General features: G+C 53.7%; 23 protein-coding genes. 19 read left to right on the top strand and 4 right to left on the bottom strand.

The genetic code is table 11. The features are described from left to right. The first annotated feature begins 1 nt into the window (after position 1). The 4 genes from N5923_RS22105 to flgL all read left to right on the top strand — a co-directional run bounded on the left by N5923_RS22105 (position 2) and on the right by flgL (position 4,833). On the top strand, positions 2-1,111 hold the full coding sequence (locus tag N5923_RS22105; RefSeq protein ID WP_267144638.1) for a flagellar basal body P-ring protein FlgI: 1,110 nt from the start codon (positions 2-4) through the stop codon (positions 1,109-1,111). Further along, entirely contained in the window at positions 1,111-2,058 is a 948-nt protein-coding gene (gene flgJ, locus N5923_RS22100; RefSeq protein WP_267144639.1) for a flagellar assembly peptidoglycan hydrolase FlgJ, read from the top strand. The genes N5923_RS22105 and flgJ overlap by 1 nt, the downstream gene beginning before the upstream one ends. Before the next feature lie 127 nt (positions 2,059-2,185). Next, on the top strand, positions 2,186-3,844 hold the full coding sequence (gene flgK / locus N5923_RS22095; protein WP_267144640.1) for a flagellar hook-associated protein FlgK: 1,659 nt from the start codon (positions 2,186-2,188) through the stop codon (positions 3,842-3,844). A gap of 26 nt (positions 3,845-3,870) precedes the next feature. Next, the gene (gene flgL, locus N5923_RS22090) at positions 3,871-4,833 is read left to right on the top strand and encodes a flagellar hook-associated protein FlgL (protein ID WP_267144641.1); all 963 of its coding nucleotides are present in this window, start codon (positions 3,871-3,873) and stop codon (positions 4,831-4,833) included. A 247-nt stretch (positions 4,834-5,080) separates the two neighbouring features. On the opposite strand, the gene rne is transcribed toward flgL, so the two are convergent. Then, positions 5,081-8,524, bottom strand: a complete 3,444-nt coding sequence (gene rne / locus N5923_RS22085; protein WP_267144642.1) for a ribonuclease E — start codon at positions 8,522-8,524, stop codon at positions 5,081-5,083. Between the two features lie 691 nt (positions 8,525-9,215). Between rne and rluC the strand changes: the two genes are divergently transcribed. Next, positions 9,216-10,166 (top strand): 23S rRNA pseudouridine(955/2504/2580) synthase RluC, encoded by a 951-nt coding sequence (gene rluC, locus N5923_RS22080; protein ID WP_267144643.1) that lies wholly within the window; start codon positions 9,216-9,218, stop codon positions 10,164-10,166. A gap of 52 nt (positions 10,167-10,218) precedes the next feature. Here the strand turns inward: rluC and N5923_RS22075 are convergent, their stop codons facing one another. Next, positions 10,219-10,803: a Maf family protein gene (locus N5923_RS22075; RefSeq protein WP_267144644.1), complete on the bottom strand. Its 585-nt coding sequence runs from the start codon at positions 10,801-10,803 to the stop codon at positions 10,219-10,221. A gap of 142 nt (positions 10,804-10,945) precedes the next feature. Here N5923_RS22075 and yceD point away from each other — a divergent pair, with 142 nt between their 5' ends. The 8 genes from yceD to fabF all read left to right on the top strand — a co-directional run bounded on the left by yceD (position 10,946) and on the right by fabF (position 17,089). Continuing rightward, positions 10,946-11,467, top strand: coding sequence for a 23S rRNA accumulation protein YceD (yceD, locus tag N5923_RS22070; protein ID WP_267144645.1), 522 nt, complete (start codon positions 10,946-10,948; stop codon positions 11,465-11,467). Between the two features lie 14 nt (positions 11,468-11,481). Then, complete coding sequence (gene rpmF / locus N5923_RS22065; RefSeq protein ID WP_067429617.1) at positions 11,482-11,652, top strand: 50S ribosomal protein L32; 171 nt, start codon at positions 11,482-11,484, stop codon at positions 11,650-11,652. A 27-nt stretch (positions 11,653-11,679) separates the two neighbouring features. Continuing rightward, the gene (gene plsX, locus N5923_RS22060) at positions 11,680-12,714 is read left to right on the top strand and encodes a phosphate acyltransferase PlsX (RefSeq protein WP_267144646.1); all 1,035 of its coding nucleotides are present in this window, start codon (positions 11,680-11,682) and stop codon (positions 12,712-12,714) included. A gap of 6 nt (positions 12,715-12,720) precedes the next feature. After that, entirely contained in the window at positions 12,721-13,674 is a 954-nt protein-coding gene (locus N5923_RS22055) for a beta-ketoacyl-ACP synthase III (RefSeq protein ID WP_267144647.1), read from the top strand. 16 nt (positions 13,675-13,690) lie between these two features. Next, entirely contained in the window at positions 13,691-14,620 is a 930-nt protein-coding gene (gene fabD, locus N5923_RS22050; RefSeq protein WP_267144648.1) for an ACP S-malonyltransferase, read from the top strand. A 13-nt stretch (positions 14,621-14,633) separates the two neighbouring features. Then, positions 14,634-15,368, top strand: coding sequence for a 3-oxoacyl-ACP reductase FabG (gene fabG, locus N5923_RS22045; RefSeq protein ID WP_267144649.1), 735 nt, complete (start codon positions 14,634-14,636; stop codon positions 15,366-15,368). 154 nt (positions 15,369-15,522) lie between these two features. Then, a complete protein-coding gene (gene acpP / locus N5923_RS22040; protein WP_013201680.1) occupies positions 15,523-15,759 on the top strand; it encodes an acyl carrier protein in 237 nt (78 codons plus the stop codon). Between the two features lie 88 nt (positions 15,760-15,847). Continuing rightward, complete coding sequence (gene fabF / locus N5923_RS22035) at positions 15,848-17,089, top strand: beta-ketoacyl-ACP synthase II (protein ID WP_026111805.1); 1,242 nt, start codon at positions 15,848-15,850, stop codon at positions 17,087-17,089. Positions 17,090-17,162: 73 nt separating this feature from the next. On the opposite strand, the gene N5923_RS22030 is transcribed toward fabF, so the two are convergent. Then, positions 17,163-18,728, bottom strand: a complete 1,566-nt coding sequence (locus N5923_RS22030) for a carbohydrate porin (protein ID WP_267144650.1) — start codon at positions 18,726-18,728, stop codon at positions 17,163-17,165. 553 nt (positions 18,729-19,281) lie between these two features. Between N5923_RS22030 and pabC the strand changes: the two genes are divergently transcribed. From pabC to ptsG, 6 genes are all read left to right on the top strand, one after another. Continuing rightward, complete coding sequence (pabC, locus tag N5923_RS22025; protein ID WP_267144651.1) at positions 19,282-20,079, top strand: aminodeoxychorismate lyase; 798 nt, start codon at positions 19,282-19,284, stop codon at positions 20,077-20,079. Between the two features lie 15 nt (positions 20,080-20,094). Continuing rightward, a complete protein-coding gene (yceG, locus tag N5923_RS22020; protein ID WP_267144652.1) occupies positions 20,095-21,117 on the top strand; it encodes a cell division protein YceG in 1,023 nt (340 codons plus the stop codon). After that, positions 21,107-21,739 carry a dTMP kinase gene (gene tmk / locus N5923_RS22015; protein WP_267144653.1) on the top strand — a complete coding sequence of 211 codons (633 nt, stop codon included), beginning with the start codon at positions 21,107-21,109 and terminating at the stop codon, positions 21,737-21,739. Before yceG ends, tmk begins: the two co-directional genes overlap by 11 nt. Further along, positions 21,739-22,731, top strand: a complete 993-nt coding sequence (gene holB, locus N5923_RS22010; protein WP_267144654.1) for a DNA polymerase III subunit delta' — start codon at positions 21,739-21,741, stop codon at positions 22,729-22,731. Before tmk ends, holB begins: the two co-directional genes overlap by 1 nt. A 64-nt stretch (positions 22,732-22,795) precedes the next feature. Further along, entirely contained in the window at positions 22,796-23,599 is an 804-nt protein-coding gene (locus N5923_RS22005; RefSeq protein WP_267144655.1) for a metal-dependent hydrolase, read from the top strand. A 287-nt stretch (positions 23,600-23,886) separates the two neighbouring features. Beyond that, positions 23,887-25,323, top strand: coding sequence for a PTS glucose transporter subunit IIBC (ptsG, locus tag N5923_RS22000; protein WP_267144656.1), 1,437 nt, complete (start codon positions 23,887-23,889; stop codon positions 25,321-25,323). A gap of 62 nt (positions 25,324-25,385) precedes the next feature. On the opposite strand, the gene N5923_RS21995 is transcribed toward ptsG, so the two are convergent. Continuing rightward, entirely contained in the window at positions 25,386-25,478 is a 93-nt protein-coding gene (locus N5923_RS21995; protein ID WP_267144678.1) for a hypothetical protein, read from the bottom strand. Between the last annotated feature and the right edge of the window lie 72 nt (positions 25,479-25,550).

Genomic DNA, 25,550 nt, shown 5'->3' with positions numbered 1-25,550 from the left:
AATGCGTAAATTATCTATTCTTCGCGCAGCATTTTGTCTGCTGCTTGGCGTCAGTTCACTGGCATCCGCTGACCGCATTCGCGATCTGACCAGCGTGCAGGGCGTACGCGGTAACTCGCTGATCGGCTACGGTCTGGTAGTGGGCCTCGACGGCACCGGTGACCAGACCACGCAGACGCCTTTTACCACTCAGTCGCTGAGCAATATGTTATCGCAGCTGGGGATTACCGTGCCGGCCGGCACCAATATGCAGCTGAAAAACGTGGCTGCGGTGATGATCACCGCCAAACTGCCAGCGTTTGGTCGTCAGGGCCAGCAGATCGATGTGGTGGTTTCCTCAATGGGTAACGCCAAAAGTCTGCGTGGCGGTACGCTGCTGATGACGCCACTGAAAGGTGTCGACAACCAGGTGTATGCGCTGGCGCAGGGTAATATTCTGGTCGGCGGCGCCGGTGCTTCCGCAGGGGGCAGCAGCGTGCAGGTTAACCAGCTGAATGGCGGCCGTATCACCGGTGGCGCCACCATCGAACGCGAACTCTCAACTAACTTCGGCACTGCGAATGTGATCAATTTGCAGCTGAACGACGAAGACTTCTCGATGGCGCAGCGTATCAGTGATGCGATTAACAGCCGTAGTGGATATGGCTCGGCGCAGGCGCTGGATGCACGTACCGTGCAGATCCGCACCAGCGCCAACAGCAGCGCACAGGTGCGTCTGCTGGCCGATATTCAGAATATCGATGTCTCAGTGCCGTTGCAGGATGCAAAAGTGATTATCAACTCACGTACCGGTTCGGTGGTGATGAACCGCGAAGTGATGCTGGATAGTTGTGCAGTGGCGCAGGGTAATCTGTCGGTTACCGTCAACCAGTCGCAGAACGTCAGTCAGCCGACGACGCCGCTGGGCGGCGGTCAGACGGTGGTGACGCCACAAACGCAGATCGACTTACGTCAGGAAGGCGGCGCGCTGCAACGGGTGAACGCCAGCGCCAACCTGAACAATGTGGTGCGTGCGCTGAATGCGCTGGGCGCGACGCCGATGGATCTTATGTCCATTCTGCAGTCGATGCAGAGTGCCGGTTGTTTACGCGCCAAACTGGAAATTATCTGATGAGCAGCACCTCCTCGCAATCGCTGACCAGCGCGGCTTTTGACAGCCAGTCGCTTAACGATCTGAAACGTGAAGCCGGTAGCGACCCGAAAGGCAAAGCGCTGCAGGTAGCAAAACAGGTTGAAGGCATGTTTGTGCAGATGATGCTGAAAAGCATGCGTCAGGCGCTGCCGCAGAACGGCCTGCTCAGCACAGAGCAGACCCGTATGTTTACCTCAATGTACGATCAGCAGGTTGCGCAGGAGATTGGCAACAAAGGGCTGGGTCTGGCCGATACCATTGTGAAACAGATGGCGCCATCAGTGGCGCCGGACGAGACCGCCGGTACGCTGCCGATGCTGCTGGATAAGAAGTTTATTAATACCTTGCCGCCGATTGAGCTGGAGCAGATGGTGCGTCGTGCCATGCCGAAGTTGCCTGCTGCGGGCAGCATGACGCTAAGCGGCGACAGCAGCAACTTCCTTGCCACCCTGGCGCAACCGGCGCAGGAAGCCAGCGCCGCAAGCGGTATTCCGCATCACCTGATTCTGGCGCAGGCGGCGCTGGAGTCCGGCTGGGGCCAGCGTCAGATTATGACCCGCGACGGCAAGCCGAGCTACAACCTGTTCGGCATAAAAGCCAACAGCGCCTGGCAGGGTGATAAGACGGAGATTACCACCACCGAATATGAAAATGGCGTGGCAAAAAAAGTGCAGGCCAGTTTCCGCGTGTACAGCTCTTATACCGAAGCCTTAACCGACTACGTCAAACTGATCAGCAATAACCCACGCTATGCCGCGGTCGCCAATGCCAGCACCCCCGAGCAGGGCGCGATGGCTCTGCAGGCTGCGGGTTATGCTACCGATCCTAAGTACGCGCAAAAATTGATGGGAATGATCCAGCAATTCAAGAGTATGGGTGACAAAGTGGTGAAAGCTTACAGCAGTGATCTCAGCAAATTGTTCTGATTTTTTTTCTCAAGTTTCACTTAAAAACGCCGATAACGAATACAGGCCGGGAGGGATATCACTCTTCACCGGCAACTGTTAGCACTAATGCCGGCCCGAACATTGTGCGGGAAAACGAGGAACCGACATGTCCAGCTTAATTAACTCCGCAATGAGCGGTTTAACAGCCGCCCAGGCTGCGCTTAATACCACCAGTAACAATATCAGTAACTACACGGTTAGCGGCTACACGCGTCAGACACTGGCGCTGAGCCAGGCGGCAAGCACTCAGGTTGGCGGCAGTTACTATGGTAACGGTGTCAATGTCGTCGGCGTCAATCGTGAGTATGATACCTTTATTACTACGCAGCTGCGTGGCGCCAGCGCCTCAAGCAGTGCGCTTAGCGCGCAGTACAGCCAGATTTCCAATATTGATGATCTGTTCGCCAGTTCAACGACCAGCCTGTCAACATCGATGCAAAGTTTCTTTACTGCTGTGCAGAACGTGGTGAGCAGTGCGGATGACGCATCCGCGCGTCAGAGTATGCTGAGTCAGGGGCAGGGACTGGTCAGCCAGTTCAAAACCACCGATGAATATCTGCGTAACCTGGAAAGTGGAGTCAATACCACCATCACTTCCAGCGTTGATCAAATCAATACTTACTCCACGCAGATCGCTAACCTTAATAAGCAGATCACCAAGCTGACTGCGGCAGGCACCGGCGCCAGTCCGAATAACCTGCTGGATCAGCGCGATCAGTTAGTCAGTGAACTGAACAATATTATCGGTGTAACCGTTTCAGAACAGGACGGTAACTACAATATTTCGATTGGCAATGGCACTCAGCTGGTCAGCGGCAACACATCTAAACAGTTAGTGGCGATGGCCTCCAGCAGCGATCCGTCGAAACTGACGGTGGGCTATGTCGACAGCACGGCAGGCAATGTTGAGATCCCGGAAAAGCAGCTGACCACCGGTTCACTGGCCGGCACGCTGGCATTCCGTCGTGAAGATTTATCCACCGCACGTAATCAGCTTAATCAGCTGGCGCTGGTGTTCGCGGACTCCTTTAACACCCAGCACAGTGCGGGTTATGACACCGACGGCAACACCGGTGTTGATTTCTTTACTGTGGGTTCGCCGTCAACGGTCGCCAACAGTAAAAACAGCGGTACAGCGGGCCTGTCAGCCACGATAACCGACTCAAGTGCGGTGCAGGCGACGGACTATAACGTCTCTTATGATGGCACCAGCTGGAAGGTGACCCGTTCATCTGACAATACCTCTGTCAGCTACACCACCGGCACCAACAGCACTACCGGTGATCCGACGCTGGTGTTTGATGGTCTGGAAGTCAGTATCTCCAACAGCACAGGCGCCGCGGCGAAAGACAGTTTTGTGGTTAAGCCGGTCACCGATGCGATTGTTAATATGGCGGTCGCCATTACCGATGAAGGGCAGATTGCTGCCGGATCGGCAGCCGGTAGCGGCGTAAGTGATAACACCAATGCGCAGAAGTTGCTGAGTCTGCAGAGCAGCAGCCTGGTCAATGGCAAAAGCACTTACAGCCAGGCTTACGCCACGATGGTCAGCGTTGTTGGTAACAAAACCAGTTCGCTGGAAACCGCCAGTGCTACTCAGGATAGCGTGGTGACGCAGCTGACTACCCGCCAGCAAGCCATTTCCGGTGTCAGCCTCGATGAAGAGTATGTCAACCTGACGCAATTCCAGCAGTATTACCTGGCGAATGCCCAGGTGCTGCAGGCAGCGTCGACTATCTTTGACGCGTTGATCAACATCCGTTAATGAATCAGAAATAAGGATTTAACGCTATGCGTATTAGTACCACCATGATGTATAGCCAGCAGACCAAAGCGATCATTGACGCGCAGTCATCCTGGCTGAAAGCAGGGGAGCAACTCTCTTCGGGTAAACGTGTGGTTAACCCGTCTGATGACCCTATCGCGTCGGCGAATGCGGTCCTGCTGGCGCAAACTCAGGCGCAAAGTAAGCAGTTCGGTCTGGCGCGTGACTTCGCTACCCAGAACCTGTCGCTGGAAGAGAGTACGTTGCAGAACGTCACCAGCAGCATTATCTCGGCGCAGAGTCTGGTGGTTAACGCTGGTAACGGCACGCTGAGTGACGATGACCGTGCGTCGCTGGCTACGCAGCTCGAAGGTGTGCGTGGGCAGCTGAAGAACCTGGCGAACACCACTGATGGCAACGGACGTTATCTGTTTGCCGGTTATAAGACCGATGCTGCGCCATTTGATGACAGCACCGGCACCATGGTTTACCAGGGCGGTAATGAGTCTATCACCCAGCAAGTCGACTCTTCCCGTACCATGACCATCAGTCATACCGGGAAAGAAATTTTTCAAACGCTGACCAGTACTGCTGAAGCAGAGCCGGATGGCGGCACCAGCGAAACCGATCTGTTCAAAATGCTGGACGACGTGATTGCGGCGCTAAAAGTGCCGCAAGATGGCGCCGATGAGACGACAACGGACGCGTATACCGCTGCACTTGGCAAAGCCACGCGCAGTTTAGGCAACTCGCTGAATAACGTGCTTAAAGTGCGCTCTGAGACCGGTACGCAGCTGGATGAACTGGAAAAACTGGATGACCTGAGTGCTGACCGCGATCTGAGCTATACCACCCAGATGAGTAATCTGGTGGATGCCGATTACACCAGCACCATTTCTTCTTACACCATGCTTCAGTCCGCGTTGCAGGCGTCTTATTCGACCTTCAGCAGCATGTCCAAAATGTCACTGTTCCAGATTAACTCGTAAATTATCATCCGAATTTGAACGTGCTTAAACCGGGTACGTTTATTTTGTCCCGTTATTCGCTCACCAGCGGCTAACGGGATTTTTTTTATGCTTATTTCACGTCTGTTAACGGATTCGATCTTTACCGGTGGTTAATAAGATGGCGTGCTGAGCGTTGCGGAGATAAAAAAAACCCCTGACAGCATGCGCTGGCAGGGGGTTTTTAAGGGTAACGCCCATCGGTGAGATGGGCTGTTACGACTAACGATTAAGGCTTGGTAGCCGGTGCAGTTGCCTGATGCGTTGCCGCATGGCCACCTGCAGAACCTTTACCCTCAAAGGCGTAGTCCGGACGTACCCAGTCGCTGTGACGTGCAGGCTCTTGCTGCCACTCAGGCGCAGGCGCTTTGGTCATCGGCGCCGTCGCATGATGTTTAAAGTTAACCGATGCAGCAACCACTGGCACGATAGCAGTATCACGCGCAGCAACCGGTGCATGCGGTTCACTGACCGCCGTGGCTGGCGCCTGCTGCGGTGCGCTTACTGCGGCAGCCGGTGCTTCAGCTTTTACTGCCGGTTCTTCGGCAACCACTTCTGCTGCGGCAGTCACTTCTTCCACTTCAGCGGCAACCTGTTCGCTGACATCCGCTACATTGTCGCTGGCGATATCGCTGGCAACTTCAGTCACCGGCAGTGGCGCTTCGTCAGTCACTTTAGGTGCGGCTTCCGCGGCTTCCAGTGCTTCAGCGACCGCTTTGCTGGCATCGTCTGCCGGTTCGGCTGCGGCTGCAGTCTGTTCGGCAACCACTTCATCGGCGGCGGTAATCACCACCGGTTCTTCGTTTACCGGCGTCTCGATCGCTGCGGTCTCTTCAGTCTCCACCAGGGTGACTTCAGGTTCTGGCAACTGCTGTGGCTCAACTTCCGTGACCGGCTGCTCAGCATCAATGCTTTCTGCGCTGGTGGTCACGTCATCGCTCTCTGGCAGGGCGATAGCTGCGGCGCTCAGTTGCTGCTGCTGTTCTTCAGCGGCGGCTTCTGGTGCGTTATCAGCTACGCTCTGCTCGTCTGCAGCCTGGGCCACCGGATAGGTGATCCACACTTTGCCGGAGGCCATTTCTGGTGACGCAGCGGCAAAGCCAAGCGGCATCGGAGATTGCGACGGGTAACGCTCGTCACGGTAACGACGACGACGCTGACCGCTGACGCGCAGATGGCGAGGCGAGCGACGAGAACGACGTGGCATGCTGTCACGGTTTTCTGCATCATCCTGATCGTCAGTAGCGGTTTCCACGGATGCTGGCAGCACCACAGGGAATTCACGTTCATCTGACAGTTCAGGTGCTGGCGTCGGAGCAGGTTCTTCCGTTACGGCAGCCGGTGCAGATTCGAAACGAACTTTCTGGCTCAGCTGGCGCGGCTTACGACGCGGCATCACCTGCACGTTCTCTTCGACATCAGCTTCAGGCGCAATCGCGGCGACAGCAGCGGGTTCTTCAACCACCGGTTGCTCGCTCTTCGCTTCCTGTTGTTGCTGACGTTTCTCGTCCTGACGACGACGCTGGCGTTCCGCGCGCTGTTCGCGACGCTGTTGCTGCTGCTCGTCACGCTGCTGCGCTCGGGCTTCATCACTCTGCGCCGGTTGCAGATCGTCACGTGGCTCAACAGCAGCGGCGGCTGCGGCCGGGCGTTTGTTGCGACGATTGTCTTCGCGGCTTTCACGAGTTTCACGACCTTCGCGATTGTCACGATTATCGCGGTTATCACGATTATCACGATTGTCGCGGCCTTCGCTATTACGCTCACGGTTATTGCGTTCACCACCACGCTCGCCACTGCGATCGCGACGGTTATTGTTATTACGGCGATTGTTGCGACGATCGTTACGTTGTGGTGTCGCTTCAGTCGCTACCACTGGCTCGCTGACTTCCTGCTGCGGCTGAGCACTGCTGCTCTCTTCAGCGGCAAACAGTTTCTTCAGACCACCGAGCAGACGGCTGAACAGGCCCGGCTGTGGTGCGGCGGCTGGGGTGGCTGGCTGTACGGCCGGCGCTGGCTGACGTTCTTTGACCGGCGCACTGCTTTCCTGCGGTGCCGGTGGCGCATCAGGCATCACAAAGGCGGCCAGTGCAGGTTGCTCAGGACGTTTACGCTCGGCATGCTCCTCTTCAGAAGGCAGCGCCATTTCCGCTTCATGCAGTTTCGGCAGGTGGTAGCTGAGAGTTTGCGTCTCTTCACCAATGCGCACACGCAGAACGGAGTAGTGTGGCGTTTCCATCTGATCGTTAGGCACGATGATGGCGCGTACACCGCCCTGGCGTTTTTCAATCGCACTGACCGCATCACGTTTTTCGTTCAGCAGGTAAGAGGCGATTTGCACCGGAACAATGGCATGCACTTCTTTGGTGTTCTCTTTCAGCGACTCTTCTTCAATCAGACGCAAAATAGAGAGTGACAGCGATTCGTTATCACGGATGGTGCCGGTGCCGCTACAGCGTGGGCAGACGTGATGACTTGATTCACCCAGCGACGGGCTGAGACGCTGACGTGACATCTCCAGCAGGCCGAAGCGTGAAATATGGCTAATCTGGATACGCGCACGATCCTGACGCACCGCTTCACGCAGACGGTTTTCTACCGCGCGCTGATGGCGAACCGGGGTCATATCGATAAAGTCGATAACGATCAGGCCACCCAGGTCGCGCAGACGCAGCTGGCGGGCAATCTCATCGGCTGCTTCGAGGTTGGTATTGAAGGCGGTTTCTTCGATATCGCCGCCGCGGGTTGCGCGGGCGGAGTTGATGTCGATAGCGGTCAGTGCTTCAGTGCTATCGATAACGATGGAACCACCTGACGGCAGACGCACTTCACGCTGGAAGGCAGACTCAATCTGCGATTCGATCTGGTAGTGGCTGAACAGCGGGATTTCACCGGTGTACAGTTTAATTTTGCTGCTGAAATCCGGGCGACCGAGGGCGGCGATATGCTGGCGTGCCAGCTCCAGCACTTTCGGGTTATCGATCAGAATCTCGCCGATGTCCTGGCGCAGATAGTCACGGAAGGCACGGACGATCACGTTGCTTTCCTGATGGATCAGGAACGGAGCAGGGCGGCTGTCGGCGGCTTTCTTGATCGCTTCCCAGTGCTTCATACGGAAGCTGAGATCCCACTGCAGGGCTTCAGCAGATTTGCCTACGCCTGCGGTGCGTACAATCAGGCCCATGCCATCCGGCAGTTCCAGTGAAGAGAGCGCTTCTTTCAGCTCGGTACGGTCGTCGCCTTCGATACGGCGCGAGATGCCACCCGCACGCGGGTTGTTAGGCATCAGAACCAGATAGCTGCCCGCCAGGCTGATAAAGGTGGTTAAGGCCGCGCCTTTATTACCACGTTCTTCTTTATCAATCTGAACAATCACTTCCTGGCCTTCGCGCAGCACGTCTTTAATATTTGGACGGCCGTGAGAATTGTAATTCGCAGGGAAGTATTCGCGGGAAATTTCTTTCAGAGGTAGGAAACCATGTCTTTCGGCACCGTAATCGACAAATGCAGCTTCAAGACTCGGTTCAATGCGGGTGATCTTTCCTTTATAGATGTTGGCTTTTTTCTGTTCGTGTCCTGGGCTTTCGATATCCAGATCGTACAGTCGCTGTCCATCAACCAGGGCAACACGCAACTCCTCCTGTTGAGTTGCGTTTATCAACATTCTTTTCATCGTAACTTACTCATTATTCTTACATTAGTGACAAAGCTACGGGCATGGTAACGCTGGACAATGAACAACCGATGGCCCCGTGTCTGTTCGCAAAGTCGTCAACCTCACGGTTGTCGCCTGCTAAGGGGCGCAAAATCTCGGCAGCCTGTTTTTCATACGGAAAAAACAGCGCTTTTACGAGGGGAACCACTACTGAATTACCAGAAAGAGTCAATCCCGTCTTATCGTCCAGGCTGCAACCCGCAGCCCGCTAAATGCCTGATTTCACAATACGTCTTACGCCATTGCTGCGTGTGTGTGCTATCCGGCAAAATTCCTTTATACCCTTCGTTCTTGAAGCCGCAGCGGCGTTAGCTACGCTCACTCACCCGAATCACTGACCTGAGTCAGCTCACCGGGATTCGTTCCCTTGCTGCCTTGCTGCAACTTCAATTACTTTGGGTAAATATTTGCTTGTTTTAACAAGGTACAACGTGAAAAAACGCTAACATTATTCCATTGCTAACCTTGTTATAGCAAGGTTACTTTTACCGCCTTGAGAAGTTTATTCCAGCTTTATTGCGTGTTTTTTCGGAGTTACAAGAAAACCGTATAAAAAGCGCTCATATAGCGTACTTAACCCGACAGACTTTCAGTTAAGCACAGAAAAAGAGGTGGCGCTATTATCCCTCACTAATTAGAATCGCCGACCATGAAAACCAATACGCCATCTGTCAAAATAATTACCATCTCCGCTGATGAAGCGGGGCAACGTATCGACAATTTTTTACGCACCCATTTGAAAGGCGTGCCCAAGAGCATGATTTACCGCATTGTGCGTAAAGGCGAGGTGCGGGTGAATAAAAAACGCATCAAACCTGAGTACAAGCTGGCAGAGAGCGATGAAGTGCGCATCCCGCCGGTCCGCGTGGCGGAGCGCGATGAAGATGCCGTTTCGCCGAAGCTGGCGAAAGTAGCCTCTCTCGCCGACGCCATCCTCTATGAGGATGAGCATATTCTGGTGATGAATAAGCCTTCCGGCACGGCGGTGCATGGCGGTAGTGGCCTGAGCTTCGGCGTGATTGAAGGGCTGCGCGCCCTGCGGCCGGAAGCTCGCTTCCTTGAGCTGGTGCACCGTCTCGATCGCGATACCTCCGGTATTTTACTGGTGGCAAAAAAACGCTCGGCACTGCGTTCGCTGCATGAGCAGCTGCGTGAAAAAGGGATGCAGAAGGATTATCTGGCGCTGGTGCGTGGCCAGTGGCCATCGCATCTGAAAGTGGTGCAGGCGCCGCTGCTGAAAAATATTCTGCAAAGCGGCGAGCGTGTGGTGCGAGTCAGTAGTGAAGGTAAAGCGTCAGAAACGCGCTTTAAAGTGGAAGAGCGTTATGAGATGGCGACGCTGGTGAAAGCCAGCCCGGTAACCGGACGTACCCATCAGATACGCGTACACACCTTGCATGGTGGTCATCCGATCGCCTTCGACGACCGCTACGGCGATCGCGATTTCGATCGCCAGCTGGCGGGCAGCGGACTGAATCGCCTGTTTCTGCATGCGGCAGCGCTACGTTTCACCCATCCCAACACGGGTGAAGTGATGCGGGTTGAAGCGCCACTTGATGATGGCTTAAAGCGCTGTCTGGCCTTTTTGCGCAATAAATAACCTGACCACGGGCGGCGAGAACGCCGCCCCTGCAGGTCAACCCGCTGCCGGTTCACGACAGCAACGGATCCATCCCCGCCTTACGCAGCATTTCGCATAACGCAATCAGCGGTAATCCGACTAACGTATTGGGATCGCGTCCCTGTAAACGGTCAAATAACGTTATCCCCAGACCTTCACTTTTAAAGCTGCCCGCACAGTTTAGCGGCTGCTCTCTGGCGACATAAGCAGCAATTTCTGCATCACTTAAGTCACGGAAATGAACGGTAAAGGTTTCACACAGGGTATTTATCTGCGCCTGCCTGCTGGCATAAAGCGCCAGTCCGGTATAAAAAATAACAGACTGGCCACTTGCCTGACGTAATTGTGTACAGGCATTCTCAACGGTATGCGGTTTACCGGTTATTTGTCCGTTTAATACGCAAACCTGATCGCTGCCTATTATCAGATGATCGGGATAGCGCCCGGCCAGCGCCTGCGCTTTCGCCGCTGCAAGGCGTGACACCAGCTGTGGCGCGCTTTCTTGTGCGAGTGGCGTCTCATCGACCTGCGGCGCGGCGGTGATAAATGGCAGGCCAAGTTTATTTAACAGCGCCTGGCGAAAGGGTGAAGTTGAGGCTAAAACCAAATTAGTCATAATTTTTTGCGGAATATATAGCGAATCGGATAAAGGCATTTTAAACTATGCGCCGCACTGGATGCGAATAATGGGTGAAAGATGCTGTTTAACGGCCTTTTTCTTTGACTCTACGTCGTTACAAAGATAATATGCGCGCCCTATGCAAAAGGTAAAATTACCCCTGACTCTTGACCCGGTTCGTACGGCTCAAAAACGCCTGGATTATCAGGGCGTCTATACACCTGAACAGGTGGAGCGCGTCGCCGAGTCGGTCGTCAGTGTGGACAGTGATGTTGAATGTACTATGTCGTTCGCGATCGACAACCAACGTCTCGCGGTGCTGAATGGCACTGCTGAGCTGGCGGTAACTCTGTCGTGTCAGCGTTGCGGTAAGTCATTCCCTCACGCCGTCCACGTAACGTATTGTTTTAGTCCGGTGGTCAATGACGATCAGGCTGAAGCACTGCCGGAAGCGTACGAGCCGATCAACGTCAACGAGTTTGGCGAAATTGATCTGCTGGCATTAGTTGAAGATGAAATCATCCTCGCTTTGCCTGTCGTTCCGGTTCATGATTCTGAACACTGTGAAGTGTCCGAGGCGGACATGGTGTTTGGCAAACTGCCTGAAGAGGCGGAGAAACCAAATCCATTTGCCGTATTAGCCAGTTTAAAGCGTAAGTAATAGGAGTAAGGTCCATGGCCGTACAACAGAATAAACCAACCCGTTCCAAGCGTGGCATGCGTCGTTCACATGACGCTCTGACCACCGCCGCTCTTTCCGTAGATAAAGTTTCTGGCGAAACTCATCTGCGTCACCACATCACTGCGGATGGTTACTACCGCGGTCGCAAGGTCATCGCTAAGTAATATCTTGCGGTCACGCAAGGCGATACTTTGACACGTTTGACCCTGGCGATAGATGCCATGGGCGGGGACTTCGGTCCCTGCGTGACAGTGCCTGCCGCAATGCAGGCACTGGCCTCTAATTCGCAACTGCATCTTCTTCTGGTCGGTGACCCCGACAAAATCTCGACATCACTTGCCAAAGCTGATTCCGCTTTACAGGGGCGTGTGCAGGTCATTCCTGCAGAATCGGTTATTGCCAGTGATGCCAGGCCTTCGCAGGCCATCCGCAACAGTCGCGGCAGCTCGATGCGCGTGGCGCTGGAGCTGGTGAAAGAGGGCCAGGCGCAAGCCTGTATCAGTGCCGGTAATACCGGTGCATTGATGGGACTGGCTAAATTATTACTAAAACCGCTGGACGGGATTGAACGTCCGGCGCTGATGACCGTGCTGCCAAATCAGCAGCAGGGCAGGACGGTAGTGCTGGATCTCGGCGCCAACGTTGAGTGTGACAGCGCGCTGCTGGTGCAGTTTGCCATTATGGGCGCGGTGATGGCGGAGCAGGTGCTCGACATTGCTAACCCGCGCGTCGCACTGCTTAATATCGGTCAGGAAGAGACGAAAGGTCTCGACAGTATTCGCGATGCCGCAGCAATTCTGCGAGCGTCGCCAGATATCAACTATATTGGTTACGTTGAAGGCAATGACCTTCTGACCGGTAAAACAGATGTTTTAGTCTGCGATGGTTTCGTGGGCAACGTCACGCTGAAAACGATGGAAGGCGTGGTGAGGATGTTCCTTTCGCTGTTGAAATCACCGGGCGAAGGTAACAAAAGGGCGTGGTGGATGACATTGCTCGGACGTTGGATTAAAAAACGTCTGGCGAAACGCTTTGGTCACCTCAACCCCGACCAGTACAATGGCGCTTGTCTGTTAGGATTACGGGGCACCGTAATTAAGAGCCACGGCGCAGCGAATCAACGCGCATTTGCTGTGGCGATACAACAGGCAGAGCAGGCGGTGCGGCGGCAAGTTCCTGAGCGAATTGCTGCCCGCCTTGAGGCTGTATTACCTAAGAGTGACTGAGCGTACATGTATACGAAGATTATCGGTACGGGTAGCTATTTACCCGAACAGGTGCGGACTAACGCCGATCTGGAAAAAATGGTGGATACGTCGGACGAGTGGATTGTCACTCGCACCGGGATTCGTGAACGCCGCATTGCCGGTCCGGATGAGACCGTAGCCACGATGGGCTTCCACGCCGCTGAGCGCGCGCTGGAGATGGCTGGCATTGATAAAAATGAGATCGGGCTGATTATTGTCGCGACCACATCGTCAAGCCATGCTTTCCCAAGTTCGGCCTGTATGATTCAGCAAATGCTGGGCATTAATGATGCGCCAGCATTCGACCTCGCCGCAGCCTGCGCAGGGTTTACCTATGCGCTGAGCGTGGCCGATCAATATATTAAAAATGGTGCGGTTAAGCATGCGCTGGTGATTGGCGCAGATACGCTGGCGCGTACGCTGGATCCTGAAGATCGCGGCACCATTATCCTGTTTGGCGATGGCGCCGGTGCAGTCGTTCTCGGCGCCAGCGAAGAGCAGGGGATTATCTCCACGCATCTGCATGCCGATGGCCGCTATGGCGAACTGTTAAAGCTGCCGTATCAGGATCGTGCTAATCAGCAGGACGTACCGTATCTGTCGATGGCAGGCAACGAAGTGTTTAAAGTGGCCGTCACTGAACTGGCTCATATCGTTGATGAAACCCTGCAGTCGAACAATCTTGACCGTGAAGCCCTTGACTGGCTGGTGCCGCATCAGGCCAACCTGCGCATTATCAGTGCTACTGCCCGTAAGCTGGGAATGGACATGGATAAAGTGGTGGTGACCCTTGATCGTCACGGCAACACTTCTGCGGCTTCGGTTCCGGCTGCGCTGGACGAAGCGGTGCGCGATGGTCGTATTCAACGCGGTCAGCTGATTCTGCTGGAAGCCTTCGGTGGCGGCTTCACCTGGGGTTCGGCGCTGGTTCGTTTTTGATAAACAGGAATTGATGATGACGCAATTTGCAATGGTATTCCCGGGACAGGGTTCTCAGACCGTCGGCATGCTGGCCGACCTCGCTGTGGAAAATCCAGCGGTTGAGAACACCTTCCGTGAAGCTTCCGCTGCGCTGGGTTATGACCTGTGGCAGCTGACCCAGCAGGGTCCTGCCGAAGAGCTGAATAAAACCTGGCAAACCCAGCCAGCGCTGCTGGCCGCTTCAGTCGCTATCTACCGCGTATGGCTGGAAAAAGGCGGTAAAGCGCCAGTGATGATGGCCGGTCACAGTCTTGGCGAATACTCTGCTTTAGTCTGTGCAGGCGTGCTGGATTTTGCTGAAGCGATCAAACTGGTGGAGCTGCGTGGTAAGCTGATGCAGGAAGCGGTCCCGGAAGGGACTGGCGCGATGCAGGCGATTATCGGTCTTGATGATGCCGCCATTCAGCAGGCGTGTGAAGCCTCTGCGCAGGGTCAGGTGGTTTCGCCGGTGAACTTTAACTCACCGGGCCAGGTGGTTATCGCCGGCAACAAAGAAGCCGTTGAACGTGCGGGTGCTGCCTGCAAAGCGGCAGGCGCTAAACGTGCGCTGCCGTTGCCGGTAAGCGTGCCTTCACACTGTGCACTGATGAAACCTGCGGCGGATAAACTGGCGCTGGCGCTGGAAAGTGTGACGTTTAATGCACCTGCCTTCCCGGTGGTGAATAACGTTGACGTAAAATGCGAAACCTCGCCAGAAGCGATTCGCAGTGCTTTAGTGCGTCAGCTGTATAACCCGGTGCGCTGGACCGGTTGCGTAGAATTTATGGCAGCGCAGGGCGTGACTTCGCTGCTGGAAGTGGGGCCGGGTAAAGTGTTAACCGGGCTGACCAAACGTATTGTTGACACCCTGACAGCGGCGGCGGTTAATGACCAGGCCTCCTTGTCAGCGGCTATTGAACAATAACACGAGGATAAACATGAGCTTCGAAGGCAAAGTTGCACTGGTAACCGGTGCAAGTCGCGGCATTGGCCGTGCTATCGCGGAAACGCTGGTAGCACGCGGTGCTAAAGTAGTAGGTACGGCGACCAGCCAGAGTGGTGCAGACGCGATCAGCACTTATCTGGGTGATAACGGTAAGGGCATGCTCCTTAACGTCACCGACGCGGCCTCAATTGAGAGCGTGTTGGAAAATATTCGTGCTGAATTTGGCGAAGTGGATATTTTAGTCAATAATGCTGGCATTACGCGTGATAATCTTCTGATGCGTATGAAGGATGATGAGTGGCAGGATATCCTGGACACAAACCTGACTTCGGTGTTCCGTCTTTCTAAGGCGGTAATGCGCGCGATGATGAAAAAACGCGTGGGCCGTATCATTACCATCGGTTCTGTAGTTGGAACCATGGGTAATGCGGGCCAGGCAAACTACGCTGCAGCAAAAGCGGGTTTGATCGGCTTCAGCAAGTCACTGGCGCGTGAAATCGCGTCACGTGGCATTACTGTTAACGTTGTGGCTCCGGGCTTTATAGAGACGGACATGACGCGTGCGCTGAGTGAAGACCAGCGCACGGGTATTTTGGCGGAAGTGCCTGCGGGTCGCCTCGGTGACGCTCAGGAAATCGCCAATGCCGTTGCATTTTTAGCCTCTGACGAGGCAGCGTACATCACTGGTGAGACGCTGCACGTCAATGGCGGAATGTACATGGTCTGATAATCACGAAAATTATTTGCGTTATTTGCGGTAAAAGCCGCAAAATAGCGTAAAATCGTGGTTTGACCAGCCGGGATTTAGTTGCATCTTTTTCAACATTTTATACACTACGAAAACCATCGCGAAAGCGAGTTTTGATAGGAAATTTAATAGTATGAGCACTATCGAAGAACGCGTTAAGAAAATCATTGGCGAGCAGCTTGGCGTTAAGCAGGAAGAAGTTGTTAACACTGCCTCTTTTGTAGAAGATCTGGGCGCTGATTCTCTTGATACCGTTGAGCTGGTAATGGCTCTGGAAGAAGAGTTCGACACTGAGATTCCGGATGAAGAAGCCGAGAAAATCACGACTGTTCAGGCCGCAATTGATTATATCAATAATCATCAGGCTTAATTGAACATCATCAGGCGGTCATTTGACCGCCTGAGTTTTATTGTACGTCCCACACAGTGTCAATATTATCCCTCCCTGGAGGACGAACGTGTCTAAGCGTCGTGTAGTTGTGACCGGTCTTGGCATGTTGTCTCCTGTCGGCAATACCGTAGAGTCCACCTGGAGTGCTCTCCTTGCCGGTCAGAGTGGCATCAGCCTGATCGACCATTTTGATACTAGTGCCTACGCAACGCGTTTTGCTGGCTTAGTAAAGGATTTTAACTGTGAAGAATTTATCTCGCGCAAAGATCAGCGCAAGATGGATGCCTTCATTCAATATGGAATTGTCGCTGGCATTCAGGCCATGCAGGATTCCGGCCTGGAAGTAACCGAAGAGAACGCTGGCCGCATTGGCGCAGCAATCGGTTCTGGTATTGGCGGTTTAGGTTTGATCGAAGAGAATCACACCTCACTGGTTAACGGTGGCCCGCGCAAAATCAGCCCGTTCTTTGTTCCTTCTACCATCGTTAACATGATTGCCGGTCATCTGACAATTATGTTCGGCCTGAAAGGTCCAAGTATTTCAATTGCCACTGCCTGTACTTCCGGCGTGCATAACATCGGTCACGCTGCGCGTATTATCGCGTACAACGATGCTGATGTGATGGTCGCAGGCGGCGCAGAGAAAGCCAGTACCCCGCTGGGTATGGGTGGTTTTGGCGCAGCACGTGCGTTATCAACGCGTAACGATAATCCGCAGGCGGCGAGCCGTCCGTGGGATAAAGATCGTGATGGCTTCGTGCTCGGCGATGGCGCAGGCATGGTAGTGCTCGAAGAGTACGAACATGCGAAAAAGCGCGGCGCAAAAATCTATGCAGAAGTGGTGGGCTTCGGGATGAGCAGCGATGCTTATCATATGACCTCACCGCCTGAAGATGGTGCAGGCGCAGCACTGGCGATGGAAAACGCACTAAAAGATGCGCAACTGTCTCCGGAGCAGATCGGCTATGTTAATGCCCACGGCACGTCGACGCCGGCAGGTGATAAAGCGGAAGCCCAGGCCGTGAAAACGGTATTTGGCGCCGCGTCACGTAGCGTGATGGTAAGCTCCACCAAATCTATGACCGGTCACCTGTTAGGTGCAGCGGGCGCAGTTGAGTCTATTTACTCAATTCTTGCCTTACGCGACCAGGTCGTGCCACCAACCATCAACCTGGATAATCCGGATGAAGGTTGCGATCTCGACTTTGTACCACACACAGCGCGTCAGGTGAGTAACCTTGAATACACCCTGTGTAACTCTTTCGGCTTCGGCGGCACCAACGGTTCCCTGATTTTCCGCAAAGTGTAATTCTGTGGTTATTGACCAAAAAGGCCCGCAATTGCGGGCCTTTTTATTTTTTCTCAGTCAGATAATCACGCAATCACCACCACACCTCTGCCTGCACGCCGACGGTAAACTGGTCGTTTTTCTCGTCCGCAAAGCTGTAGCTGGATAATTCGTTATCCAGTAAATGGATATAAGTGCCGTAGAAACGAATTTCCGGGCGCGATTTCAGGATACTGGTATCCACCTTAAACGCATGATAGAGCGTGGTTTTCCAGGCAGACTCTTTCAGATTAGTGCCATTCTGCGTTTTATTGGTCTGGGTAAACCAGCCAAGCTCGACACCGGTCTGATTAAACTGATCCCAAATCCATGCCGGACGCACTACGGTACGCAGGCTTTCAAAGTCACTGTGGGCGCCGCTCTGATAGCTGTAAACGTCACTACCTCGTGAATAGACCAGTGCGTTGGCCATAATAATGCGGTCGCTCAGATACATTTCACCCTGCGAATAAGCGCGTAACGCGGTGCCATTAGTATGATCACCGTAGTAATAGCCATTAACACCCAGTGACGGGTTGGCTTCTGAATAGTTGGAGAAGTTACTGGCAATCGAGTTATTCGCCCCTTGCAGGGTTAACTCATTAAATCCTTGACGGCTGAGCGCCTGACGTAGTGTCGCCGAAGCCAGCCAGGAATCTTTTAACGCGTAATAGCTGTTATTATCTTCATTCTCTTTCTGCGCATCAGTTTTGTTCGCCATTGCGTATTTGCCCATCAGCGTTAATGAGCCACCCTCCCATAACGGAATACCGCGGTAACGAATATCGATCGAGTTGGTATTCATCTGAGTGGTCGCTGTCAGATCGCGATTATAGACATCGAGATCTTCACGCGTTAGCGACATATCCAGCAGGCCGACTCCCAGCTGCATATTTTCAATACCGACGCCAGCGCCTGAATCCTGGCGGTAACCTTTCCAGTCAAGCATCTGAATTTCATCGTGCGGCAGATGATGTTTACCTACCCAGAAATCTGCTTCAGGGGCAAATGGCAGGAAGCCTTTGGTGGTCAGATAGATATCTGAGAACTGCAGAATATTTTCATTGCCGCTATTTTCCCCGAACCAGCCGGAGGAGTACTGCTGGCCAACATTACCGTCCAGTAAAATCACCGCCTGCGCGCTTTTACCGTTTTCATTGTAAACCCGCTGTTTCAGATAAAGATCAAACCAGCTGCTGTATTCATTACCGAAACGTCCCAGTGAGCCGATGGCATAGGATTTGGGTGAACCGTTACTGCTGGTGCCCCAGCCACTGCGGAAATAACCGGAGTAAGTAAAACCGATATCATCCTTAACGTACTGACTGATCTCTTTCAGTGTTGGCTGGTTTCTGCTGTTGCTGACGTCTGGCGCCACCGCGCTGTTAGTGGGTTGTGGCGATGGCGGAGCGCTTTTAGCGGCGATCTGCTGTTGCTCTGCACGCTGTTTATAGGCGACAAACTCCGCTTTAGTTTGTTGTAACGCCTGTTTATTGCTGGCCAGTTCTTTTTCCAGCAATTCCAGCCGTTGTTCAACAGTGAGTTTTGCCGCAGTGGCATATTGCGGCGCCAATAGCGTCACGATCAGTACAGTAATTAATTTCAGAGGATATGAGGTCATAATGAGCATCCTGTCATTAACAGATAAATGTATTCTGGTTAAGGGTTAATTTTTTATTAATTTCAGCTCAGCTGTGGTGACATTTTTATTTGGTTATATTCTTTTTTTCAGGCAACAGGAGTCCGTCATCATCATGCGATAATGGCGTATCATGCGTCAGCCGCTGTACAGGCATTCCTCGCAGGCACACTCAGGTATAAGGCATAAATCCTCCTCAGTCGCAGGTGGCATCACTGAATTCAGACCAAAAAAAAACCTAAACCCGGCGGGCTGCATTAATAAAAATGTCAGCCCGCCGGGTTTAGGTTTTGCCTGAGAACAGTAACAACCCTAAATAATATTTGCGGATTCTGCCACAGAGCAGAGTTAAAACAAGCGTCGATGCAATACGGTGTTGTTTTTTGTGATAACAATCAAAAATAATCAACAGTAAATAGTGACTGGGCATTTTTCCGCTGGAAAGAAATAATACCGCAGCAAAACCACTGCTATTTGGCTTCAGACGGGCACTCGGGTAATCTGACACCGCAGGTGAATTGAAAAAGGGCAGGGCATGGTTTGGATCAATGGTGAAGTGCAGGATCGGCTGGCGGTCAGCGATCGCGCGGTGCAGTTTGGCGATGGCTGTTTTACTACCGCCCGGGTGCGAGACGGCGAAGTTGACTGGCTGGCTGACCATTTGCAGCGCTTACAGCTGGGCGCGCGCCGTCTGCTGATTGAGGGCGTTGACTGGCTGGCGCTGGAAGCTGAAATAAAAGCCGCGGCTGCCGGGCAGGGTGATGGCGTGCTGAAAGCGGTGATTACCCGTGGCAGCGGCGGCCGCGGTTACAGCGCGGCAGGCTGTTCGACGCCAACGCGTATTGTCTCATTTGCGCCTTACCCGTCCCATTATCATCGTCTGCGTGAAAGTGGTGCGCGTCTGGCGCTCAGTCCGGTACGTCTGGGGCTGAACCCGTTGCTGGCTGGCATTAAACACCTGAACCGCCTTGAGCAGGTATTAATCCGTACGCAACTTGAGCAGACTGGCGCTGATGAGGCGCTGGTGCTTGACACTGCGGGTAAGCTGGTGGAATGCTGTGCGGCCAATTTGTTCTGGCGCATCGACCAGCAGGTGTTTACACCGCTGCTGACACACTCCGGCGTCGACGGCATTATGCGCCAGCGCATTATCAGCCTGCTGGAACAAAAGGGATATCACTGTCAGGAAGTCAGCGTGGAGATGAGTGTGCTCTCCCGTGCCGATGAAGTGCTGATTTGCAACGCACTGATGCCTGTTTTGCCGGTATATCAGGTCGAAGAGTGGCGTTATGCTTCCCGTCAGCTGTTTGATCTGATCAGCCCACATTGTTAATTAAATGGATATTGCATGACAAAAACGCGCAAAGTTATCGCCGCTGCGATAGTTATTCTGGCGCTGATTATCGCCACTTGTTACTGGCAGATTCGCCAGTTTGCTGCTTCACCGCTCGCGATTAGCCAGGAAACTATCTTTACGCTGCCTGCCGGCACTGGCCGGGTGGCACTGGAAGCACAGTTAGTGCGTGATAAGATCGTGCCGCAAACACTCTGGTTTGGCGCGCTGCTAAAATTGCAGCCTGAGCTGGCGAAATTTAAAGCGGGCACCTATCGTCTGACGCAGGGAATGACGGTGCGCGAGATGCTGGCGCTGCTGGCCAGTGGCAAAGAGGCGCAGTTCCCGATCCGCTTTGTGGAAGGCACCCGGCTACAGGAGTGGCTGACAGCGATGCGCGCCGCGCCTTATATTAAACATACGCTGGCGGATGACCAGTTCGCTACCCTGGCGCAGGCGCTGGAGCTGGAAAACCCTGACGCGATTGAGGGCTGGTTCTACCCGGATACCTATCTTTATACTGCCAACACCACTGATATCGCATTGCTGAAGCGGGCGCATCAGCGTATGACGGCGCTGGTCGACAGCGTCTGGCAGGGTAAAGTCGCCGACCTGCCGTATAAAACGCCAGACGAACTGCTGACGATGGCCTCGATCATTGAGAAAGAGACCGCGGTAAACGATGAGCGCAGTAAAGTGGCTTCTGTATTTATCAACCGTCTGCGACTGGGGATGCGTTTGCAGACCGATCCGACAGTGATCTACGGGATGGGCGAAAAATATAATGGAAGCCTGACGCGCAAAGATCTTGAAACGCCAACCGCGTATAATACCTATACCATCAGCGGATTGCCGCCCGGACCGATTGCGATGCCGGGCAAGGCGTCGCTGGAAGCCGCAGCGCATCCGCTGAAAACCAGCTATCTCTATTTTGTTGCCGATGGCAAAGGTGGACATACTTTTACCACCAACCTTGCCAGTCATAATCGCGCAGTTGCTGTTTATCGTCAGGCACTGAAGGAAAAGAATGAACAGTAAATTCATTGTTATTGAAGGCCTTGAAGGGGCGGGGAAAACTACCGCCCGTGAGGCCATTGTGGAAGTGCTGCAACAGCATGGCATTCGTGAGCTGGTCTTTACCCGCGAACCCGGCGGCACGCCACTGGCAGAAAAGTTGCGCGATCTGATTAAGCAGGGTATTGAAGGCGAAAAAGTCACTGATAAAGCCGAACTGCTGATGCTGTATGCCGCGCGCGTACAGCTGGTGGACACGGTGATCAAGCCGGCGCTGGCGCGTGGCGCGTGGGTGGTAGGCGATCGTCACGATCTCTCTTCACAAGCGTATCAGGGCGGCGGACGTGGACTTGACCGTCAGCTGATGGAAACGCTGCGCGCGACGGCGCTGGGCGACTTTACCCCCGATTTAACGCTTTACCTCGATGTAACGCCCGAAATTGGCCTGCAACGTGCGCGTGCGCGCGGTGAACTGGACCGTATCGAGCAGGAGTCACTGAACTTCTTTATCCGCACCCGTCAGCGTTATCTGGAACTTGCTGCCGCCGATCCGCGGATTAAAACCATTGATGCGACGCAAAATATTGAACAGGTGACGTTGTCACTTAAAGCAGTGTTGCAGCAATGGCTGGCGGAGCAGGCGTAATGAACTGGTATCCATGGCTGAATCAGCCTTACCGGCAAATTGTTGAGCAGCATCAGGCAGACCGTGGTCATCACGCGTTACTGATTCAGGCCTTGCCGGGTATGGGCGATGACGCGCTGGTCTGGGCGCTGAGTCGCTGGCTGATGTGTCAGCGCCGCGACGGCGTTAAAAGTTGCGGAGAATGTCATGGCTGTCAGCTGATGCAGGCGGGCAACCATCCTGACTGGTATAAGCTGGAAGCGGAAAAAGGCAAAAGCTCGCTGGGTATCGATGCGGTACGCGGCGTAACCGAAAAGCTCTATCACCATGCCCAGCAGGGCGGCGCCAAAGTGGTCTGGCTGCCGGATAGCGCTCAGCTGACTGAAGCTGCAGCCAATGCCTTACTGAAAACCCTGGAAGAACCGCCGAAAAATACCTGGTTTTTCCTGAGCAGCCGCGAACCGCAGCGCCTGTTAGCTACGCTGCGTAGCCGTTGCTTTAACTGGCATCTCGCACCGCCGGACGAGGCGCAAAGCCTGCGCTGGTTGCAAAAGCAGACTCAGGCCGCGCAGCATGACTGCATCAGCGCGCTGCGTCTGAGCAGTGGCGCACCGGCCGCTGCGCTGGCTTTGCTGGATGAGAAACTGTGGGCGCAGCGTCAGCTGCTGTGCAGCACGCTGGCAACGGCATTGCAGCAGGATCTGCTGAGTTTGCTGTCGGTACTGAACCATGATGACGCTGCTGCGCGAATTGGCTGGCTGTGTGCCTTACTGATTGATGCCATGAAATGGCAGCAGGGCGGCGGGCAGTTTATTGCCAATGTCGATCAGCAAACGCTGGTCGGGCAAATCGCACAACAGCTGCCGTCATCTGCGCTGGATAGCAGCCTGCGCAGCTGGATGACCTGCCGCGACCGCCTGCGCCATGTAGTCGCGGTCAACCGCGAGCTGCTTCTTACTGAACAGCTGTTAAGCTGGGAACAGATTTTTTTACCGATAAGCGGGAGCCGATAACGGCACCCCTGTGCTAAACCGTAGGGGCGATGGTTTCGCCGCCCGAACCGATGGATGTAACCTTATGTTTTTAGTTGATTCCCATTGCCATCTGGATGGCCTGGACTACGAAAATCTGCACAAAGATCTTGATGATGTGCTGGCAAAAGCCGCGGCGCGTGATGTGAAATTTATGCTGGCCGTTGCCACTACCTTACCGGGTTATAAGGCGATGCAGCAGCTGATTGGTGACCGTGACAATGTGGCTTACTCCTGCGGCGTCCACCCGTTAAATCAGGCGGAAGAGTATGACTTCGCCGAACTGCGTCAGCTGGCGGCTGACCCGCGCGTAGTCGCGATGGGCGAAACGGGGCTGGATTACTACTACCAGGCGGAAACGAAAGCGCGCCAGCAGGCATCTTTCCGCGAACATATTCGCATTGGCCGCGATCTGAATAAACCGGTGATTGTGCATACTCGCGATGCGCGTGAAGATACGCTGGCGATTCTGCGCGAAGAGCAGGTTGAAGGTTGTGGCGGCGTACTGCACTGTTTTACTGAAGATCGGGACACCGCTGGCAAGCTGCTGGATATGGGCTTCTATATCTCGTTCTCCGGGATTGTCACCTTCCGCAACGCGGAAGCGTTGCGTGAGGCGGCGCGCTTTGTGCCGCTGGACCGCATGCTGGTTGAGACCGACTCGCCTTATCTGGCGCCAGTGCCGTACCGGGGTAAAGAGAATCAGCCAGCTTATACCCGCGATGTCGCTGATTATATGGCCGTGCTGAAGGGCGTTGATACAGAAACGCTGGCGGCAGCGACCACGCAAAACTTCTCAGATCTGTTCCATATCCCTCTGTCGCGCCTTGGCGGAGCCCCGCAGGCCTGATTTTTTTATAGCTCGTAATTAATAAACAAAAGTCGTAAAGTGCTGCGCCGTAAAACGGTGCATGCACTTTTTTTGTTTAAAAAACTGGCAATAATTAAACGTTTTTTAAGATTTTAAGCGATAGCTTCCAGGAAACGTGATAGCCATCAAATAAAATAAACTGGAATTATTTTACTCTCCGTAATAAATACCGAGAGCGCTAAAACGCTCCACCGTAAAGGGATCCTCCCCCCTTTACAACGCGCACTGCGCGGTAAAAAAGCAATCATACTCAGGAGCTCCACAATATGTTTAAGAACGCATTTGCAAACCTGCAAAAGGTCGGTAAATCGCTAATGTTGCCGGTATCGGTGCTGCCGATTGCCGGTATTCTGCTGGGCGTTGGCTCTGCAAACTTTAGCTGGTTACCGGCGGTTGTCTCCCATGTCATGGCCGAGGCTGGCGGATCGGTGTTTGCCAATATGCCGCTGATTTTTGCTATCGGTGTGGCATTAGGCTTTACTAATAACGACGGTGTTTCAGCTCTGGCCGCCGTGGTGGCCTACGGCATTATGGTGAAAACCATGGCTGTGGTCGCACCGCTGGTTCTGCATCTGCCAGCCGCAGAGATTGAAGCGAAACACCTTGCTGATACTGGTGTGCTGGGCGGGATTATCGCCGGTTCTATCGCGGCCTATATGTTTAACCGCTTCTATCGCATTAAGCTGCCTGAATACCTTGGCTTCTTTGCCGGTAAACGTTTTGTGCCGATTATCTCCGGTATGACGGCGATTATTCTGGGTGTGGTGCTCTCCTTTATCTGGCCTCCGGTCGGTGCGGCGATTCAGGAATTCTCCCAGTGGGCGGCGTATCAGAACCCGGTTGTGGCCTTCGGTATCTACGGTGTGGTTGAACGTTCGCTGGTGCCATTTGGTCTGCACCATATCTGGAACGTTCCTTTCCAGATGCAGATTGGTGAGTTTACCAATGCGGCAGGCCAGGTATTCCACGGTGATATTCCACGCTATATGGCGGGTGACCCAACCGCAGGTAAACTATCTGGCGGTTTCCTGTTTAAAATGTACGGTCTGCCAGCCGCGGCGATTGCGATCTGGCATTCGGCGAAGCCGGAAAACCGTGCCAAAGTGGGCGGTATTATGATCTCCGCCGCGCTGACCTCTTTCCTGACCGGTATTACCGAACCCATCGAATTCTCCTTTATGTTCGTGGCGCCGATCCTGTACGGCATTCACGCGATTCTGGCCGGTCTGGCATTCCCGATCTGTATTCTGTTGGGTATGCGTGATGGCACCAGCTTCTCGCATGGTCTGATCGACTTTATTGTCCTGAGCGGCAACAGCAGTAAAATCTGGCTGTTCCCAATTATCGGTATCATTTACGGCCTGATCTATTACACCGTATTCCGTGTACTGATTGCCAAACTGGATCTGAAAACGCCGGGTCGTGAAGAGACCATTTCTGAGCAGACTGCCGGTGCAGCAAACGAAATGGCAGGTAATCTGGTCAACGCCTTTGGTGGTAAAGAGAACATCACCAACCTTGATGCCTGTATTACCCGTCTGCGTGTCAGCGTGGCGGATGTGTCGAAAGTGGATCAGGCTGGCCTGAAGAAACTCGGTGCTGCGGGTGTGGTGGTTGCAGGCTCTGGCGTGCAGGCGATTTTCGGCACCAAATCAGATAACCTGAAAACGGAAATGGACGATTATATTCGTAATCATGCATAGCCATTCAGCAGGTGATAAAAAGGGAGCGTGAGCTCCCTTTTTTGATTTTTTAAGGCGACAGGTTAATAGTGTGAGGCTTTCATTAGTGCGTCACTGATCCACTGATTGACGCTTTTACCTGAGATTTCATCAGCAATATTGATTGCTGAATGAATTTCCGGCGGGCACGTAAGCTTAATGCCAGTCAGTTAATGTATAACTATATGATTTAATTAATCAGGCTGGTT

Source organism: Winslowiella arboricola (genome assembly GCF_025527015.1).
GTDB lineage: Bacteria > Pseudomonadota > Gammaproteobacteria > Enterobacterales > Enterobacteriaceae > Erwinia > Erwinia arboricola.
This window is presented reverse-complemented; position numbering and strand designations above follow the sequence as displayed.

Bases quoted from the DNA above. Each gene is read 5' to 3' on its own strand.
- N5923_RS22105 (WP_267144638.1), top strand. From the start codon at position 2: ATGCGTAAATTATCTATTCTTCGCGCAGCATTTTGTCTGCTGCTTGGC.
- flgJ (WP_267144639.1), top strand. From the start codon at position 1,111: ATGAGCAGCACCTCCTCGCAATCGCTGACCAGCGCGGCTTTTGACAGC.
- flgK (WP_267144640.1), top strand. From the start codon at position 2,186: ATGTCCAGCTTAATTAACTCCGCAATGAGCGGTTTAACAGCCGCCCAG.
- flgL (WP_267144641.1), top strand. From the start codon at position 3,871: ATGCGTATTAGTACCACCATGATGTATAGCCAGCAGACCAAAGCGATC.
- rne (WP_267144642.1), bottom strand. From the start codon at position 8,524: ATGAAAAGAATGTTGATAAACGCAACTCAACAGGAGGAGTTGCGTGTT.
- rluC (WP_267144643.1), top strand. From the start codon at position 9,216: ATGAAAACCAATACGCCATCTGTCAAAATAATTACCATCTCCGCTGAT.
- N5923_RS22075 (WP_267144644.1), bottom strand. From the start codon at position 10,803: ATGACTAATTTGGTTTTAGCCTCAACTTCACCCTTTCGCCAGGCGCTG.
- yceD (WP_267144645.1), top strand. From the start codon at position 10,946: ATGCAAAAGGTAAAATTACCCCTGACTCTTGACCCGGTTCGTACGGCT.
- rpmF (WP_067429617.1), top strand. From the start codon at position 11,482: ATGGCCGTACAACAGAATAAACCAACCCGTTCCAAGCGTGGCATGCGT.
- N5923_RS22055 (WP_267144647.1), top strand. From the start codon at position 12,721: ATGTATACGAAGATTATCGGTACGGGTAGCTATTTACCCGAACAGGTG.
- fabD (WP_267144648.1), top strand. From the start codon at position 13,691: ATGACGCAATTTGCAATGGTATTCCCGGGACAGGGTTCTCAGACCGTC.
- fabG (WP_267144649.1), top strand. From the start codon at position 14,634: ATGAGCTTCGAAGGCAAAGTTGCACTGGTAACCGGTGCAAGTCGCGGC.
- acpP (WP_013201680.1), top strand. From the start codon at position 15,523: ATGAGCACTATCGAAGAACGCGTTAAGAAAATCATTGGCGAGCAGCTT.
- N5923_RS22030 (WP_267144650.1), bottom strand. From the start codon at position 18,728: ATGACCTCATATCCTCTGAAATTAATTACTGTACTGATCGTGACGCTA.
- pabC (WP_267144651.1), top strand. From the start codon at position 19,282: ATGGTTTGGATCAATGGTGAAGTGCAGGATCGGCTGGCGGTCAGCGAT.
- yceG (WP_267144652.1), top strand. From the start codon at position 20,095: ATGACAAAAACGCGCAAAGTTATCGCCGCTGCGATAGTTATTCTGGCG.
- tmk (WP_267144653.1), top strand. From the start codon at position 21,107: ATGAACAGTAAATTCATTGTTATTGAAGGCCTTGAAGGGGCGGGGAAA.
- holB (WP_267144654.1), top strand. From the start codon at position 21,739: ATGAACTGGTATCCATGGCTGAATCAGCCTTACCGGCAAATTGTTGAG.
- N5923_RS22005 (WP_267144655.1), top strand. From the start codon at position 22,796: ATGTTTTTAGTTGATTCCCATTGCCATCTGGATGGCCTGGACTACGAA.
- ptsG (WP_267144656.1), top strand. From the start codon at position 23,887: ATGTTTAAGAACGCATTTGCAAACCTGCAAAAGGTCGGTAAATCGCTA.